The sequence below is a fragment of the Floridaenema fluviatile BLCC-F154 genome (assembly GCF_041929135.1).
Lineage (GTDB): Bacteria > Cyanobacteriota > Cyanobacteriia > Cyanobacteriales > Aerosakkonemataceae > Floridanema > Floridanema fluviatile.
This window is the reverse complement of the sequence record NZ_JBHFNS010000052.1, coordinates 35,278-51,754: the sequence shown is the minus strand read 5'-3', so window position 1 is coordinate 51,754 and position 16,477 is coordinate 35,278. Positions and strand designations below refer to the sequence as shown.

13 protein-coding genes and 1 rRNA gene are annotated in these 16,477 nt (G+C 41.1%); 4 read left to right on the top strand and 10 right to left on the bottom strand.

Translation table 11 applies throughout. From position 1 onward, the window contains the following. Both ACE1B6_RS12610 and ACE1B6_RS12605 read right to left on the bottom strand, forming a co-directional pair. Window positions 1-139 (bottom strand): 16S ribosomal RNA (locus ACE1B6_RS12610); the annotation flags it as partial. A 273-nt stretch (window positions 140-412) separates the two neighbouring features. Then, window positions 413-2,242, bottom strand: coding sequence for an aspartate kinase (locus ACE1B6_RS12605; RefSeq protein WP_413257581.1), 1,830 nt, complete (start codon window positions 2,240-2,242; stop codon window positions 413-415). A gap of 217 nt (window positions 2,243-2,459) precedes the next feature. On the opposite strand from ACE1B6_RS12605, the gene ACE1B6_RS12600 reads away from it, so the two are divergent. Further along, on the top strand, window positions 2,460-2,621 hold the full coding sequence (locus tag ACE1B6_RS12600; protein ID WP_413257580.1) for a hypothetical protein: 162 nt from the start codon (window positions 2,460-2,462) through the stop codon (window positions 2,619-2,621). A 37-nt stretch (window positions 2,622-2,658) separates the two neighbouring features. On the opposite strand, the gene ACE1B6_RS12595 is transcribed toward ACE1B6_RS12600, so the two are convergent. From ACE1B6_RS12595 to ACE1B6_RS12585, 3 genes are all read right to left on the bottom strand, one after another. Continuing rightward, window positions 2,659-3,513 (bottom strand): Rpn family recombination-promoting nuclease/putative transposase, encoded by an 855-nt coding sequence (locus tag ACE1B6_RS12595; protein WP_413257579.1) that lies wholly within the window; start codon window positions 3,511-3,513, stop codon window positions 2,659-2,661. A gap of 191 nt (window positions 3,514-3,704) precedes the next feature. Beyond that, window positions 3,705-4,361 carry a phosphorylase family protein gene (locus ACE1B6_RS12590; protein WP_413257578.1) on the bottom strand — a complete coding sequence of 219 codons (657 nt, stop codon included), beginning with the start codon at window positions 4,359-4,361 and terminating at the stop codon, window positions 3,705-3,707. An 83-nt stretch (window positions 4,362-4,444) separates the two neighbouring features. Continuing rightward, complete coding sequence (locus ACE1B6_RS12585; RefSeq protein WP_413257577.1) at window positions 4,445-5,269, bottom strand: ferritin-like domain-containing protein; 825 nt, start codon at window positions 5,267-5,269, stop codon at window positions 4,445-4,447. Between the two features lie 154 nt (window positions 5,270-5,423). Here ACE1B6_RS12585 and ACE1B6_RS12580 point away from each other — a divergent pair, with 154 nt between their 5' ends. The 3 genes from ACE1B6_RS12580 to hpnH are packed head-to-tail and all read left to right on the top strand — an operon-like array spanning window position 5,424 to window position 10,079. Next, a complete protein-coding gene (locus ACE1B6_RS12580) occupies window positions 5,424-8,033 on the top strand; it encodes an efflux RND transporter permease subunit (RefSeq protein ID WP_413257576.1) in 2,610 nt (869 codons plus the stop codon). Window positions 8,034-8,036: 3 nt separating this feature from the next. Continuing rightward, on the top strand, window positions 8,037-9,044 hold the full coding sequence (hpnA, locus tag ACE1B6_RS12575; RefSeq protein WP_413257575.1) for a hopanoid-associated sugar epimerase: 1,008 nt from the start codon (window positions 8,037-8,039) through the stop codon (window positions 9,042-9,044). An 18-nt stretch (window positions 9,045-9,062) separates the two neighbouring features. Then, window positions 9,063-10,079 carry an adenosyl-hopene transferase HpnH gene (gene hpnH / locus ACE1B6_RS12570; protein ID WP_413257574.1) on the top strand — a complete coding sequence of 339 codons (1,017 nt, stop codon included), beginning with the start codon at window positions 9,063-9,065 and terminating at the stop codon, window positions 10,077-10,079. An 89-nt stretch (window positions 10,080-10,168) separates the two neighbouring features. On the opposite strand, the gene ACE1B6_RS12565 is transcribed toward hpnH, so the two are convergent. The 5 genes from ACE1B6_RS12565 to rpiA form a co-directional block, all read right to left on the bottom strand. After that, window positions 10,169-11,179 carry a UPF0104 family protein gene (locus tag ACE1B6_RS12565; RefSeq protein WP_413257573.1) on the bottom strand — a complete coding sequence of 337 codons (1,011 nt, stop codon included), beginning with the start codon at window positions 11,177-11,179 and terminating at the stop codon, window positions 10,169-10,171. A 433-nt stretch (window positions 11,180-11,612) separates the two neighbouring features. Beyond that, window positions 11,613-12,623, bottom strand: a complete 1,011-nt coding sequence (locus ACE1B6_RS12560; RefSeq protein ID WP_413257572.1) for a lysylphosphatidylglycerol synthase transmembrane domain-containing protein — start codon at window positions 12,621-12,623, stop codon at window positions 11,613-11,615. Between the two features lie 30 nt (window positions 12,624-12,653). Next, window positions 12,654-14,312, bottom strand: a complete 1,659-nt coding sequence (locus tag ACE1B6_RS12555) for a B12-binding domain-containing radical SAM protein (protein WP_413257571.1) — start codon at window positions 14,310-14,312, stop codon at window positions 12,654-12,656. A 179-nt stretch (window positions 14,313-14,491) separates the two neighbouring features. Then, a complete protein-coding gene (locus ACE1B6_RS12550; RefSeq protein WP_413257570.1) occupies window positions 14,492-15,313 on the bottom strand; it encodes a squalene/phytoene synthase family protein in 822 nt (273 codons plus the stop codon). A 441-nt stretch (window positions 15,314-15,754) separates the two neighbouring features. Next, a complete protein-coding gene (rpiA, locus tag ACE1B6_RS12545) occupies window positions 15,755-16,468 on the bottom strand; it encodes a ribose-5-phosphate isomerase RpiA (RefSeq protein ID WP_413257584.1) in 714 nt (237 codons plus the stop codon). Between the last annotated feature and the right edge of the window lie 9 nt (window positions 16,469-16,477).

Genomic DNA, 16,477 nt, shown 5'->3' with positions numbered 1-16,477 from the left:
CTCTGTTGTCCCCATTCTGAAGCTAGATTCTCACGCGTTACTCACCCGTCCGCCACTAGGTATTGCTACCCCGTTCGACTTGCATGTGTTAAGCAGACCGCCAGCGTTCATCCTGAGCCAGGATCAAACTCTCCATTTGATACTATTGACTCTTTTCGCTTCTAGCTACGCTAGAAACTTTATTAATTTCTTTGACGAGCTTGGCTTTTTTTGGCTTTCAAACTATACTTTTTTCTAGGTTCGGGCGCTCTGGAGTGCTTCACTTTCGCTCGGCTTCCTCTCGACCGCTTTACTAATCTACCAACCTCACAATGGTTTGTCAACTCTTTGGCAAAACTTTTTTTGGGAAAGGCTAGAACTGTTTACTCACAAGGGTTTTAAGGGGTAGTAATGCTGCGAGTTGGCTCAGGCATTAGGCGGAAACCTGAATTTTTTGATTACCTGCTAGGCCAAAGGCGTTATGAATGATTTGTAAGGCGGTTACTCCTTGGTCTTGGGCGACTACGCAACTGAGTTTAATTTCTGAGGTGGCGATCATTTGGATGTTGATTTGGTTTTTGGCTAGGGCTTCAAACATTTGGGCGGCTACTCCGGGTTGTCCTTCCATGCCTGTGCCGACGGCGCTGACTTTGGCGATCGCATAATCCACCACAACCTCCCCGCAACCCCATTCAGTCACAACTTCTTGTAAAGTGGCTTTGGCTGCTTCGGCATCGCCTCGATGCACGGTAAAGGCAATATCTCGGCGGGGAAGCCCGTCAATTATTCGACAGCGTTGGGATTGAATGATCATATCCACACTTATATTTTGGCTGGCGAGTTGCTTAAATAGGCGTGCTGCCATGCCTGGTCGATCGGGAATGTGTCGAATGGCTATGCGTGCTTGATTCAGATCTAGGGCGACTCCTCGCACTGGTGGTAAGGGGTATTCGTCGGTATTATCTTGGGTGATTAGTTTTCTATTGATCCATGCTGGAGAAGTGTTCACATCAAAGGTTTTGCAGAGAGCAGAGATTGCCCGATCGCATTCTCCCGCCTCAACTACACAACTGACTTTCACCTCTGAGGTAGAAATCATCAAGATATTGATTTCTGCTTCTGCTAAGGTGGCGAACATTTCGGCGGCAATTCCCGGTCTTCCGATCATGCCTGCACCAGCTATACTGACTTTGGCGATTTGTGGATCTACCATGACTTCGGCTTCGTCTGGTGCGGGTGTAGGATGAGTGCGTAAGACGGGTGCGATCGCAGCTGTTACGGCTTCAGCCTTTTTCACTACATTTTTGCTGACAGTGAAGGCGATATCATTACTATTACCTTCGTGAATTGACTGAATAATCAAGTCAACATCTAAATCTTGGTGGGCTATTTCCCCAAACAAACGCGCCGCTACACCAGGACGATCGGGTACGCGCAACAAGCCTACTTTTGCTTGATCGGTATCAAACTCTACGGCATCGACAGCTTTTACTAATTCCAAACCTTCTAAGGAGCGAGCTTGGTATGCTGGAGAAACTACCTTTGTACCGGGTTCATCTGTCCAACTCGATCGCACTACTAAAGGTACTCCATAGTTCCGGGCAATTTCTACTGCACGGGGATGCAATACTTTTGCGCCCAAGCTAGCTAACTCCAACATCTCATCAGAGGTGATTTCTGTCATTAGTTGGGCATCTGGTACTAAACGGGGATCTGCCGTTAAAATGCCGGGAACATCTGTATAAATTTCGCAAAAGTCAGCCCGCAAAGCTGCTGCTAAAGCAACGGCAGAAGTATCCGATCCGCCACGTCCCAAGGTGGTAATTTCCAAGTCTGCTACGCTGGTAATGCCTTGGAATCCTGCGACTACTACCACTTTACCTTCTTCTAAATGCCGCGAAAGTCTTTCGGTTTCAATTCGCAAAATTCGGGCGCGGGTGTGTTGTGCTTCGGTGACTATTCCTACTTGAGCACCTGTGAGCGAGATTGCTGGTTGCCCCATCTCCTGCAATGCCATACTGAGAAGGGCTATGGAAACTTGCTCGCCAGTGGAAAGGAGCATATCCATTTCCCGACGACTTGGGTTAGTGGAAATTTCATTAGCTAGCTTAACTAAACCATCGGTAGTTTTTCCCATTGCTGAGACTACTACTACCACCGAATTACCAGCTTTAGATGTATCTATAACTCGTTGGGCTACTGCTTTGATGCGTTCTACTGAGCCAACTGAGGTGCCGCCGTACTTCTGGACAATTAGAGCCATGACCGATTTTCCCCTTGAGCCTCTGGTTAATTTTGACCCGTTGAAAAGGGATTTTTAGAGGCTTTACATTATATAATGAACTTTTTGAATTTATCAGAGTTTAGTAAAAGTATGAGTTAAACTTTACACTCCTTTAATTACTATATGCTGTGTGGGTATTGTGTAACATAAGTAGCAAATTAGTGATTTATGAAGGATTTTTTAGAGATATAGCAAAATGTTTGTCAGGCAAAATAACGTTTATGCAAGACAGCTATTTACTGAGATTAAAGAGGGAGATAGAAAAGATGTGTACACGGTTGAAAAAGATCGATCGCACATTCCCCCCTCCATCAAACTAAGTTATTTTGGATTGTGCGATCGCACTTTAACTTTCTGAAGATAGCTGAATTTCAATTAATTCATTACCTAAAAGTTCACGCCAAATTTTCCAACCAAACAGTTAAATCATCTGGGGATGAAAAATCTAACAACGCTTCTGCTAATTCCTCTAATTGAGTAATTGATAAAGCACGAATTCTCTCTTCTGTGCTGGGTGAAAGTTCTCCCACCCGTCGCCGAAGTAGGCGCAGAATTACTAACACTTCCCGTTGTAAACCTTGTTGTAAACCTTGTTGTAAACCGCGTTGAACGCCTTTTTGAAGTATTTCTTGATAAAACAAAGATTCTTGCATATTATCCTCCCGAAACAACTGACTAATCAGATTTGGTTTATGCAGTAATCCTGACATTACTGCGGTACAAACTAATATTTCTCGACGCTGTGAGGGGTCTTGAATTAATTCTACTCTTGCTGCTACTTCTTGCAACAATTCTCTTGGTGATTCGCTGCGAGTTAGAGGTGCTAAAGGTAGCAAGGCGGGATCGGCTAGAAACACTGAAGAGTCTTCTTCCCATAAGCGAATTACTCGATAAGGATGTATGGTGTTTCCGACTTGAAATCGATCGATAAAAACTAGGGGTGAGTCAATGGGTTTTAAGTAAATTACTACCTGTTCTATTTTACATCTGTATTTTCCATAAAGGCGCACCCAGTAGTTGAGCATTCGTTCGGGAATTGGTGGGTCTGAATAAGGTAATTTTTCAAATTCTAGGTGTAAGATTGTGTTCCCGAATCGTAATAAAATTAAGGAATCGGCTCTAATTGGTTCGGCGGGTAATTCGGTTTTGAGGATTTCGACTGTGGTGAATTCCTCATTGGGTAATAACCAGCGAACGAAACTGGCTGGATTTTGGGATGCGATGTATTTGCAGGTGTTGTCGTAGGCCAAGGTTTTGCTTTTTTGTGAGCGGAATTTACCGTTTTTTTAGATTATACTTGCTGGCGATAAACTTGGAAAAAAAGGGGGGTAATTTTATGTATTGCTGTGGCGATCGCACTTCCTCCCCTCCATCAAACTAATTTGTTTTGGATTGTGCGATCGCATTTTAGTTAATTTACCAAACTAAACTCTTTGATTAATCATATCTTTGCTGCTACTTTCTGTAATGATTTTAATGCTTGTAAGGAACCTTTAATTAAGTTAAATGTTGCTATTGGTTGGGTAATCATTTCTCTTGCTAAAGATAGAGGTTGTAAATTTCCCTGATTATCAATTGCTGCGTTAAGATTAGGAATATTATGTTGGGAATCATCACTGACTACTCTTAACATTGCTACGGAAATTCCTCTTTGACTCAAAATTTTTAAAGCGGGAAAACCTTCCATATCCACAACTTCGACGGGAAATTTTTCGGCTAATTCGCGTTTTTCGGAAGTTGAGTAAACAACTGAATTACTGGTTAAACTTTTAACTAAAGGAACTTTGGTTTTGAGGTGGTGGTAAAGTTGAGTGGTGAAAGAGCGATCGCACTCCAAAACCTCCCCTTCATACCTACAACTTTCATACAAAACCACATCTCCCACGCCAAATTTAGGTGAAAGACTACCACACAAACCCATAATTAAAACTTGAGATGGCGATCGGGAGAAGTCTTTTTCCAAATATTGCGTTAAAGGTTTTACACCCATAGGAATTGAGAAAACTAAAGGCGCAGAACTTGCAGCTTTTACCCCTCGACAAACAGCATTATATTCTGCACCTTTAGGAACTAAAATTATTAATTCGTTTTTAGTCATTTGTGATTTATGATTAATGGAATGGTGCGTTAGTGATAATGTAACGCACCCTACAATTTGTAAGACAGGCATCTTGCCTGTCACTAAGATGGTAAAAGTTTGAGAGTATTGTAAGCGGTTTTTGTAGCGGATAAAAGAAACTCTGGACGCAATAACTCTGGTTCAAAAACACTCATTCTTTTGTCATATTCTTGAATGCAAGTATTGAGGAATTTTTCTAAGGTTAAACTACCAGTTACAGAATTAGCACCACTGGCGGTAAAACCTTTGCCACTGCCTTTTTTCGTACCTTTAAAACTGCCCAAACGTCGCTTTAAGGCGTTGCTATATTGCCACAAAGAATTCGCACCTCGGAGAATTTTTGCACCTCTACCTTCTTGGACTTGTTTATAGGCGATCCAATTGACGAAAAAGACAATGTGACGGGCTTCTTCGTGAATTACTGGATCGAAAATGGCGAAAAATTCATCGGGGAAAAAGCCGGAGTTTCGCGCAATACCAAATAAACCAAAAGCAAAGTAGGAATCAAAGCATTCACCATAACCAAATTTGACAAATTCCGGTTCAATATTTTCCGGTACAGGTTTTGCTGGACGCATTGGAGTTTCAATTTGATAATGGTTTACCATGTATTCTATTAGTTTGGCATGGCGGGCTTCTTCTATTCCTTGTAAAGCGATCGCTTCATGAATTTTCTCATCTTCGATCGTATCAGCAAAAGCTTTCACCATTGTCCCAGCATTCCGTTCTGTAGATAACGCTTCTTCCCAAAATGGAATTCCCCGCAAGCGTTGTAAAGCCTCCTCATCCAATTTGGGCCAAGGTAACTCTTCTGGTTGATACTTTAAATGGCTATCCATGAAAGATTGGCAAAATAGCTGCTTATGCGCTTCAGAACCGATTTTCATTCCTCACACTCCGTTATTGTCTCTCTAGTCTATTCCTTTAGGTAGAGTTGTTAAACTACATGGCAGATTATTACAGATTATCAAGTGTCACGCAGGTAGGATGAGAAAAAAAGAATTGCCAGTAAGCTTATTCACTGTGGGCTAATTTCTCCTTATGCAACAGCCAACTCGCAAAGTGCAAATACGAGAACGCTTCAACATTTCCAGGGTAGCGATCGCTCATCCCCGCCTTACCATCGGCTTTTGGATCGCCGTTGTGGTAGCGGGACTTTTGGCTTTTAGTTCCCTGAAATATGCTCTTTTCCCTAACATTACTTTTCCGGTAGTGGTGGTGAGTGCTTCCTCCTCTCTCCCGCAAGCGACAGAAGTAGAAGCCAAAGTTACTTACCCGATCGAAAAGTCTGTAAAAGATATTCCCAAATTGAGAAGTACAAACTCTTCTTCTTTTCCCCGACAATCATTAGTTAATTTATCTTTTCATGTAGGGACAAATTTATCAGATGCGGAACAGGAAGTAAAAGCTGCACTTCAACCTTTAGCTTTTCCATCGGGGACGAAGCTGAATGTATATCCGATAAATTTAAATAAATCTGCTGTTGTCAGCTACGCTATTGATAGCCCAAAAAGAAATCTGACGCAGTTGACAGAAATAACCAAAAAACAGGTTGTTTCCAGTATTTCTAAATTACCCGGAGTTGAGGAAGTTAATCTGTTAGGCGGAACAACGGCGAACACCAACAAACGTGCTTCCGCAGTTAGATTTAATGGACAAGATGCACTAGCTTTCCAAGTAATCAAAAAAGGTGACGCTAACGCTTTAGAAGTAACAGCGAGTGTGGAAAAGCAAGTGGAGAATTTGCGATCGCAATTACCAGATGATGTAATTATCACTTTAGCCGCCACACAAGCAGATTATATTAAAGCTGCTACTCAAGCTACGATCGATTCCTTAATTGAAGCAATTATTTTATCTGTAATCGTAATTTTCCCCTTTTTGTGGAATTGGCGAGCTACTTTTATTTCCGCCTTGGCGATCCCAATTTCTTTGTTGGGAACTTTCATCGTTATGGCATTTTTTGGCTTTAATTTAGAAACAATTACTCTGTTAGCTTTAGCCTTAGTTATTGGCAGTATTATTGACGATGCGATCGTTGATGTGGAAAATATTACTCGCCATATTGAAATCGGTGAATCTCCGCGTACTGCTGCTTTAAATGCAACTAAAGAAATAGGTTTAACTGTAACAGCAACAACTTTAACAGCTGTGGCCGTGTTTTTGCCGATCGCTTTTATGAGAGGTGTGATCGGTCAATTTTTCCAGCCTTTCGGTATTACCGTCTCCGCTGCAATGATCGCTTCTTGGCTAGTTGCTAGAACATTATCGCCTGTTTTAGCTATTTATTGGATCAGACAACCATCGGGAAATTGGCACCGTCGCGAACAAAAAGTTTGGTTACATTTTGCTGGAAGTTATCGGCAAATATTGAAGTGGTCTTTAACTCATCGGCGGATTGTGATCGGGATAGCAACTTTAAGTTTAATTGGAGGAGTAGCGTTAATTCCATTTATTCCCAAAGGTTTTATTCCAAAACTCGATCGCGGTGAATTTAATATTACTTACACTGCGCCTTTATCAGTTTCTTCTTTACTTCCTTCTTGGCTACAAGTTCCCGGAGAAGAAAGCGATCCTTTGCAAGAATCTTTAGATGTTGCTAAACAACTGGAAGTAGTAGTATTAAAAGCGCCAGAAGTTGAAAAAGTATTTACTACTGTTGGGAGTCGTCCTCAACAACCAAATCGCGGTACTATTTACGTTAAATTAAAACCAGACCGCGAAGTTACTACCGCTGAATTTCAAGATGAAATTCGGCAAAAATTACCAGAATTACCAGGAGTTTCTACTAGCATCGAAGATATTCAATTTGTCGATACTGGCGGACAAAAACCCCTACAAATTGGATTGATTGGCGAAGATTTAGCGGCTAGCAGTAAAGCAGCCAGGGAAATTCAAGCCGAAATTACTAAAATTCCTGGTTTAGAAGATATTACTTTAACTGGTGCTACTGACGAACAAGGTGCGATTTTTCAGATTGAACGAGACGATCGACAAAGAGTAGTTTTTATTACTGCTAATTTAGGTCAAGGAATTACAATTGGTGAAGCAACTGATAAAATCCTCGCTATTGCTAAACCAATTATTCCACCTGATGTTGAGTTGAGTTTAGGAGGAGATTCAGCACGTAGCAATGAAATCTTTACCAGTTTTGGTACTACCTTAATTTTGTCGGCTCTTTGTATTTTAATATTATTAATGTTGCTGTTTAAAAGTTGGAGCGATCCTTTTGTCGTTGGGTTATCTTTGCCTTTAGCATTGGTGGGTGCTTTATTAGCATTATTCTTAACTAACAGCGACTTTGGCATGATCTCTTTAATTGGGTTTGTGTTTCTGTTAGGAATTAGCAACAAAAACGCTATTCTCTTAGTAGATTACATTAACCAATTGCGAAGAACGAAAATGGACAGAAATGAAGCAATTTTAACCGCAGGGCCAGTACGTCTTCGACCAATTATGATGACAACAGCATCGACAATTTTAGGGATGGTACCTTTAGCTTTAAATATGGGTGCAGGTTCCGAATTACGTTCGCCAATGGCAATTGCGATCGCAGGTGGTTTAGTATCATCAACTATACTTAGCCTAATCGTAGTTCCCGTAGTTTACACTTTGTTAGATGACTTTCGCTCTAAGTTTAAATTAAAATAACCAATGAGTAAAACAGCTTTTGTCACAGGCGGAACAGGTTTTATCGGTGCAAATTTGGTAAGATTACTTTTGCAGTCAGGCTATCAAGTCAAAGCCTTAGTTCGTCCAACTAGCAAATTAGATAACCTGCAAAACTTAGACATTGAAATTGTCAAAGGCGACCTCAATGATGCTGACTTAGCTGATAAAATAATTGGTTGTGAGGTATTATTTCACGTCGCCGCCCTTTACTCTCTTTGGCAATCAGATAAACAGCCACTTTATCAGCAAAATGTGTTAGGAACTAAAAATGTTTTAACCGCTGCTAGAAAAGCAAAAGTCGATCGCACCGTTTACACCAGTTCCGTCGCCGCAATAGGAGTAAAAGAAGGCTCAATAGCTGACGAAACCTACCAAAGTCCGATCGATCGGCTAATTGGCGAGTATAAAAAGTCTAAATTTTTGGCAGAACAAGAAGCACAAAATGCGGTAAAATTAGGACAAGATGTGGTAATTGTTAACCCTACTTCTCCCATTGGCCCTTGGGATATTAAACCTACTCCGACAGGTGATATAATTTTAAAATTCCTGCGGCGACAAATGCCTTTTTATTTAGATACTGGATTAAACTTTATTGATGTGGGTGATGTTGCTCAAGGACATTTGCTAGCATTAGAAAAAGGTAGGATGGGCGATCGCTATATTCTGGGAAACCAAAATCTCACCTTGAAAGAGTTATTGGATCTACTCTCTAAAATTACCGGAATACCAGCACCACAAACTACTGTTCCTTCCTTCTTACCTTTAACCGTAGCTTGGATTGATGAATATGTGTTAGCACCATTAGGTAAACCCCCCTTTGTTCCCTTAGATGGCGTGCGAATGTCTACCCAAAAAATGTACTATGATTCCTCTAAAGCTGTCCGAGAATTAGGTTTACCCCAAACCCCAATTCCCACAGCATTAAAAAATGCGATAGATTGGTTTGATAAGAATTTTGCGTTAAATTTAAAGTATAATTCCGCACGGTGACGAGGAGAAACACACTCAATGGCAATTAACTTACTGCAAGCTTTTGAAGTCGGCAAATATATTGTCAGTCAGCGTTTAAAAGGGCGCAAACAATATCCCTTGGTTTTGATGTTAGAACCCCTTTTTCGCTGTAATTTAGCTTGTCCGGGATGCGGGAAAATTCAGCACCCAACCGATATTCTTAAGCAAAACCTTACCCCCGAACAATGCTTTAAAGCTGTCGAAGAATGCGGCGCACCAGTAGTTTCTATTCCGGGCGGAGAACCACTTTTGCACCCAGAAATGGATCGAATAGTTAAGGGTTTAGTAGAACGGAAAAAATTCGTTTACCTTTGCACAAACGGGATTTTACTGGAAAAAAACTTAGATAAATTTACACCTTCACCTTACTTAACTTTCAGCGTTCATTTAGATGGTTTGAGAGAATTACATGATAAATGTGTCGATCGCAAAGGCGTATTTGACACCGCAGTAAAAGCCATTCGCGCCGCCAAAGCCAAAGGCTTCCGAGTCACAACAAACAGCACAGTTTTTGAAGGTGCAAACCCTCAAGAAATGCAAGAGTTTTTCGACTTTCTCGAAACTCTCAACATCGACGGAATGATGATTTCTCCCGGTTACAGTTACGAATGGGCACCAGATCAAGAGCACTTCTTAAAACGCGAACAAACTAAAGCCTTATTCCGGGAAATATTAGCACCCTACAAAACTGGGAAAAAGAAATGGAACTTTAACCACAACCCGCTATTTTTAGACTTTCTCACAGGTGAAAAAGACTACGAATGCACTCCTTGGGGAAGTCCGAGTTACAGCGTTTTAGGTTGGCAAAAACCCTGTTACTTGTTAAATGAAGGTCATTACGCCACCTTTCAAGAACTGCTAGATAACACAGACTGGAGTAAATACGGACATAAAAGCGGTAATCCCAAATGTGCAGATTGCATGGTACATTGCGGCTATGAACCGACAGCAGCAGTTGACGCAATGCAGCCTAACAACGTAGGACGCGCCATCACCAGTGTCTTAGGAATCTAATGTCATAAATACACCGTTTGTTGTGGCGACTTTAGTCGTACATTCCTCTATAAAAGGACTGAAGTCCTCACAACGAACCAAAGAATTTCTTACTTCATCCCCACAAGTTTACTGTCTACAAATCGTTCTTCAACTAATGCTAATTGATAAGCTTGTTTCGTCCGGCGTTCATCTAAATAAGCTAAACCTGCGCCAATAGCTTCCGCCAAAATAGTGACTAACCGAAACACAGCAACTACACTCAAAACGACTCCAGGTGAAAATGATTTGCTTAAAATCATCATCGCTGCTGCTTCAAAGACTCCCACACCTCCAGGTGCTCCCGGTAATACCAAAGCAGCTAACCAAGCTAAACTAAAACCACTCACTAAAAGTGGAATTTGACTTGGTGCAACTGGATGTAAAGCCATGAAAGTAAAGATAAAGCCGCTAGTTCTCAAAGCGACAAAAATTAGTTCGGCAATTAATAGTTTGATCGGATATCTTTCAATTCGGCAATGTTTCAAATCTACACCAGGACAGTCTTTTTTGTTGCCTTTAAATTTCCCCAACATTCCCAATGCTGGGTTTAAAAACTGAGGATGTACCATTAACATTACTCCCATCAAGGAAATAATTTGCAAACCCCAATTATTGAAATGGTCAACATTTCTGGTTCCTTCTCCCGCTAACTGACAACTGACGATCGCAGTTGTCAAAGCTGCCGCTATCATCAAAAAAGGTTCAATAATTACGCTGAGAGTAGCAATTTCTCCGGGCACACCCACTTGTTTAACGCCCCAAATTCTCCCACAATAATGCCAAACGTGCCCCGGTAAATATTTGGCAATATGAGTTTTTAAGTAAAGTTTGACTAACCAAAATGGTTTCAGTTTTTGCTTAAATTCCCCTAAAGTCCAATGCCAGACTACCCCAGACCAGGCAAAAGCTATTAAGCTAAAAGTAACACCTAATCCCAAAAACATCATTCCCAAACCATCTATTCTAATCGCTGCTACTTCTTGCCAGTGACGGCTGAATGCTTTAGCGAAAAAAAACAGCACTCCTCCCAGCATTACCCATTGCAAGTAACGCTTTGCTTTAGACCACACTTGGTTCATGATTTTTAATTGAGTTGAATTCTACAGAGTTTTGCCAATTTTTACTAACAGACCTTACCACAAATTGGAAAAAATATCCAGATTTATAGTCGATCTTTCATAACTCGTACTGCGGTTAAGCTGTTAGTGCTTAACTTTAATTCGCAGAACTTTAACTATTTGTAACTATTGATTTTTTCAGTTCATCTATCTTTAGGAATAGAAAGATAACCGAGTGAAATTTGGTCAAAATCAATACTAGACTCACCCCTTAAATGAGTACTAAGCAACAGGGAGTAAGCTTTAACATTCCTTATCAATAGGTAAAGGAATGATTAATTGGTTACTTACTATGTTTCTAAGATTAACTTATTCCTGGCTAGAATCAAGGATTTTTATAGATTCTTTAGACTAACTTAAGGACTAGCAATACTATGTATTGTTTACCTGTTTTTTAAGTATTTGCTTTTTTGTACTTCTGGAGCTTTTCATCTAACCAAATCATACCCACAGCTAAAGTTTCAGCAACAATACTGATCAAACGGTAAAGTGCGGCTGTACTTAAAACTACAGCTGTGGAGAAAGGTTGTGCTAAAAGTGCGATCGCAGTTGCTTCAAAAACCCCAATTCCTCCCGGTGCTCCTGGAACAACTAAAGCTGTCACCCAAGCAATACTAAAAGCACTCAATAACATGGGTATTTGGTTTAAATTGTAGGGAGTAAAAGCCAGTAAGATCAAACAGAAACCTAACCCTCGCAAACTCAAAAATCCCAGAGATCCCACTAAAGGTTTAACTGGATAACTATCAATTTTCCAACTCAAAGACTCGATATTTTCTGAGCCTTTTGGTTGTTTTTCAAACTTACCCAAAACTTGTAAAATTGGATTGAGAACCCAAGGATGTAAGAGCATTAAAATTGCGATCGCTCCCAAAACCTGCCAACTTAAAATCCCCGTTTCATCTAGAATTGAGCCACTAATTTGCCGCCCAATTATAATCATTAAAACCGCTGCTGCTGCTTGTAAAATTGGCTCAATCAACACACTTAAAGTAGCCGTGGAAGTAGGAACTCCCGAATCTCTTAGCTTTTTTACCCTTCCATAATAATGCCAAACATTACCCGGTAAATACTTGGCAATATTAGTTTTCAAGTAAACATTAATAATCCATAAACTGTTTCTAGGTTGTTTGAACTCCCGCAACATCCAACTCCACACCCAACCTGCCCAAGTTTGAGCTAACATCGTCACTACTAGCGCACTAATTAAAAACAACCACCCTGATTTATCAATCCGAATTTCTGCTACTTGTCGCCAATTTTCTCGCAGCATTCCCATTAAAAAAAACAGAATTGCCCCGACAATTAGCCAGCGAATAAAATATTTTATCTTATTAAAGATAAATGTATTTTTGGTAAACATCACCCGAATTGCTGCACTAATGCCAGAGATAAACTTTTTCATTTTTTTTTTCATTTTTGGTGTTATTTCCCGCTATCGAGAACCAACTTTGATTTGCGATATTTCCGCTTTGCGGATTTTTTGAGAATAGAAAGAAGCAGACTCTTGACCTTTACCGCACTCTTGAGCAAAGGTAATTAGATGATGGGCAATTAACCCAACATGAATTACACTTTCAATTTTTTTGGCTTTTAAAGCTGGATTAGCAAAATTCCAAAAAGTCTCCCGATAATTACCAAAGACACCAACCCGTAACAAAATATTTCCCAAAGCAAACAAACCTTTTTTAATATTTGTCCAGGAAGCACGTTGCGGGCTATTTGGGGGTGTAATTCGATTCGGATAAGTATGTTTCATATTGTAAGCAAATCTTTGATATAAAAACTCAGGTTCGTAAGCAGTGGTAATGCAGCGTCGCCACATTTGCACCACTTGTTCGTAAGGCATTAAAAACTCAATATTCGATTCTCGTTTTTGATCGAAGACTAATCTACCTTCTGCCTCTAACCTGCGCCACAAGGGAGTTTTCGGTAAGGCATAAAGTAAATTAATTGTCAAAACTGGGATATTAGAAAGTCGGATAAATTCTAAAATTCGATCGCCCGTCTCAGGAGTATCAGTATCCAAACCCAAAATAATCCCCGATACCACTTCCAAACCGTAACTATTCAAAATCTTCACCGCTTCTAAAATCGGCATACTCAAATTTTGCACCTTAGAAATTGAATGCAAAGCTTCCGGATCGGGCGTTTCAATTCCGCAAAATACCGTAGTAAAATAAGCCTCTCGCATCATTGCTAAAATCTTCGGACTTTGGGCTAAATTCAAAGTTGCTTCACAAGCAAATTGCACGGGATAACCATTGCGTTTTTGCCAATCAATTAAAGCAGGTAATAACTGCATTAACGCTTTGCGATCGCCCACAAAATTATCATCAACAAAATAAATTCCCCCCGGACTTCCCACCTGTAACATTGCATCTAATTCCGCCAAAACTTGTTCGGGGGATTTAATCCGCGGATTTCTGCCATAAAGTTCAGGAATATCACAGAATTCGCAACGATAAGGACAACCGCTAGAAAACTGAATATCCCCCATAAAATAATTTCTTAAATCTATCAAATGATAAGCCGGAATCGGAAACTCGCTTAAAGGCAAACGTTCCTTAGACTCAAAGCGAATTTGGCTTTTTGGACGTTCTTTATATCGATCTAAATACTCAATTAAGCGATCGGTCCCATCACCCAATTCCCCCAAATTTAAAATATCAAAATCCGGGTAATATTCTGGACAACCAGAAACCGAAGGCCCGCCCAAAACCGTAATTTTACCTGCTTGATGCGCCCGTTCATTTATATAATTAATTTCCTGCCGCTGAATGTGCATTCCACTGACAATTACCACATCCGCCCATTGAAAATCCGACTTTTTAATCGGACGAACATTTTCATCAATAAAACGAATTTCCCACTCTTGGGGCAAATAAGCCGCCACAATTAAAAGACCTTGAGGAGGCATCATCGCCTTTACTCGACGACCTGAAAGTGGATAAGCATGGTAAAAAGTACCAAATGAAGGTGCATACTTAGGAAAAGCACAAAGAATCCGGCGATGATTTTGGGGAACGTGGCGCTTTCTCCCAGCAGTCATCTCCGGCACAGGTGACTCAAAAGATTTTACTTTAGCAGTCATCTAAAATTTTCTCCTCACAAATGATGATGCTATTTAGATTGCTAGCTCAACAAAACTGCGAATGGCTTTAGTTTATCGCCTTTTTCGGCTTTTAGCTGCGGGGGCAGGGGCAGAAGGAAAAAGGAGATGGGGAGAAATTTACCCTTGTGCCTTCCGCCTTCTGCCTTTTGCACTAGCTACTACTTTTTCAAGCCAGTTACCTGCTCAATAAGGGCCATAACTGCACTACGAGTCAGCTTACTTTCACCATGAGCCAGCACATCTAAAGTCCCGTAAGCTAAAGCCAGAGGAATGCGGCAAAAATCCAAAGCTGGGCCAGCGGGTAAAGAGCGAGTGTAAGCATCAGCCAGCTTAAGATTGCGACGAGCATAAGCTTGCAGATCGTCAACACCCCAGCCATTGGGAAAATAACTTACTCCGCGAAGTAAATCTTCCTTGTAGTTGCGAAGAATGTTGACAGCTTGTAAACCCCGACCAAAACCGATCGCATAACTGCGGTTAGTTTGAGTGCCATCGTACCAAGCCCACAAATCAGAAAGCAGCAAACCCACAGCACCAGCCACGCTAAAAGTATAGCGATCGAGATCCGACTCAGTGTGAATTTCCCAGTTCCGTTCCGCCCAGTAAGCCATGCGATCGGCCATAGCCGCAGTCGCATCCCAAACACGAGGCGCAATACTTTCAGGTGCCAGCAAAGCCCATTCTTTTACCCGCAGGGAGACTTCTGGCAACAAGACATCCTGAGAGTGGAATTCCAAAGAAAAATCATCAGGAATCACCCCGTCAGCTGCACCCTGTAAACTGACGCTGATACTGCGTAACAATTTTGCCTTGACGGAATTTGCCAATTCTGGATGATCTTCAATCTCATCAATGGCACGCATACAAAGATAAGCAGAAGCTACAGCTGCTTGTAGTTCTAGCGGTAGACGACTAATTGGGATATAGAAAGTCCGGCTGGTTTCTTTAAGAATCTCCAAAGCATCTCTACGTAAATCCATTCTGTTCACTCCTCTGAATATGTATGGAGTTTAAACCAATGCCGAAAACTTACGCAGCCCAAATTGCTGGTAGTTAGGAAGCAAGCCGATCTCGAAAGGCAGGAATTGCCCGAAAATTAAGGAATTCAAGAAAAATAAAATCATGTTTTGATGACGCAATGTGACTCCCTTTATATACTTAGTGTCCCATTAGTGGGAGAAATTCCCGATCGAATTGTGCCAGCAAACTTTCTGCACTAGAGTCAAAACCAGGGGGATAAGCGCGAGAATTTACCAAAAAACCTGCTGATGCGCCCCTAGCTTAAGGTATAGGGATAAAACGCACCTAGCGGGCAAATTAGTTAATGAAATTCTCAGTTTTGGGAGAGCCAGATAGAGGCATCACAGCCATGAGAAACCCCGTCCTGTTAGGGCTGGGGTGGTTTCAGATTATCTAGATGATTACTTGCTAATTTCCCGAACTGATGGTTTACCGTCTTTCACTTCACCAACTAATACTAAATCGGTGACATTTACGAATAAACCGTTCTCTAAAACACCGGGAATATTGTTCAGAGTTTTTTCTAATTCGACAGGATTATCTATTGCATCAAACTTGACATCAATGACAAAATTTCCTTGATCGGTAACTACTGGACCGGCTTTTTTTACACCCATTCTTAATTGTGGTTTACCGCCTAGTTTTTCGATCGCACGCATCACAGGCGAGTATGCCATCGGAATCACTTCTACTGGTAACAAAAATGTCGAACCAAGTTTATCTACTAACTTGGAACTATCCACAACTACAATGAATCGATCGGCTAAACCATCAACAATTTTCTCACGAGTATGGGCTGCTCCACCGCCTTTAATTAAGTTTAAATTCGGATCGACTTCATCAGCACCATCGATCGCAATATCAATATGGTCAACTGCATCCAGCGTTGTCAAGGGAATGCCGTGTTGTCTGGCGAGTACGTCTCCTTGAAATGAGGTGGTAATGCCAACAATATCTTTGAGTTCGCCAGATTTCAGCCGTTCTCCCAAAGATGCAATCATGAAAGCGGCAGTCGATCCAGTGCCCAAACCGACAATAGAACCTGATTTTACCCGATCGGCTGCGGCTTTGCCGACCATTTGTTTCATCATTGTAGTAGCGTCCATCTCACTCATGCGGTAAAC

What these genes read in the sequence shown, in the direction of transcription:
- ACE1B6_RS12605 (WP_413257581.1), bottom strand. Translation starts at nt 2,242, where the DNA reads ATGGCTCTAATTGTCCAGAAGTACGGCGGCACCTCAGTTGGCTCAGTA.
- hpnA (WP_413257575.1), top strand. Translation starts at nt 8,037, where the DNA reads ATGAGTAAAACAGCTTTTGTCACAGGCGGAACAGGTTTTATCGGTGCA.
- ACE1B6_RS12555 (WP_413257571.1), bottom strand. Translation starts at nt 14,312, where the DNA reads ATGACTGCTAAAGTAAAATCTTTTGAGTCACCTGTGCCGGAGATGACT.
- ACE1B6_RS12565 (WP_413257573.1), bottom strand. Translation starts at nt 11,179, where the DNA reads ATGAACCAAGTGTGGTCTAAAGCAAAGCGTTACTTGCAATGGGTAATG.
- ACE1B6_RS12590 (WP_413257578.1), bottom strand. Translation starts at nt 4,361, where the DNA reads ATGACTAAAAACGAATTAATAATTTTAGTTCCTAAAGGTGCAGAATAT.
- rpiA (WP_413257584.1), bottom strand. Translation starts at nt 16,468, where the DNA reads ATGAGTGAGATGGACGCTACTACAATGATGAAACAAATGGTCGGCAAA.
- hpnH (WP_413257574.1), top strand. Translation starts at nt 9,063, where the DNA reads ATGGCAATTAACTTACTGCAAGCTTTTGAAGTCGGCAAATATATTGTC.
- ACE1B6_RS12550 (WP_413257570.1), bottom strand. Translation starts at nt 15,313, where the DNA reads ATGGATTTACGTAGAGATGCTTTGGAGATTCTTAAAGAAACCAGCCGG.
- ACE1B6_RS12585 (WP_413257577.1), bottom strand. Translation starts at nt 5,269, where the DNA reads ATGAAAATCGGTTCTGAAGCGCATAAGCAGCTATTTTGCCAATCTTTC.
- ACE1B6_RS12600 (WP_413257580.1), top strand. Translation starts at nt 2,460, where the DNA reads ATGTTTGTCAGGCAAAATAACGTTTATGCAAGACAGCTATTTACTGAG.
- ACE1B6_RS12560 (WP_413257572.1), bottom strand. Translation starts at nt 12,623, where the DNA reads ATGAAAAAGTTTATCTCTGGCATTAGTGCAGCAATTCGGGTGATGTTT.
- ACE1B6_RS12580 (WP_413257576.1), top strand. Translation starts at nt 5,424, where the DNA reads ATGCAACAGCCAACTCGCAAAGTGCAAATACGAGAACGCTTCAACATT.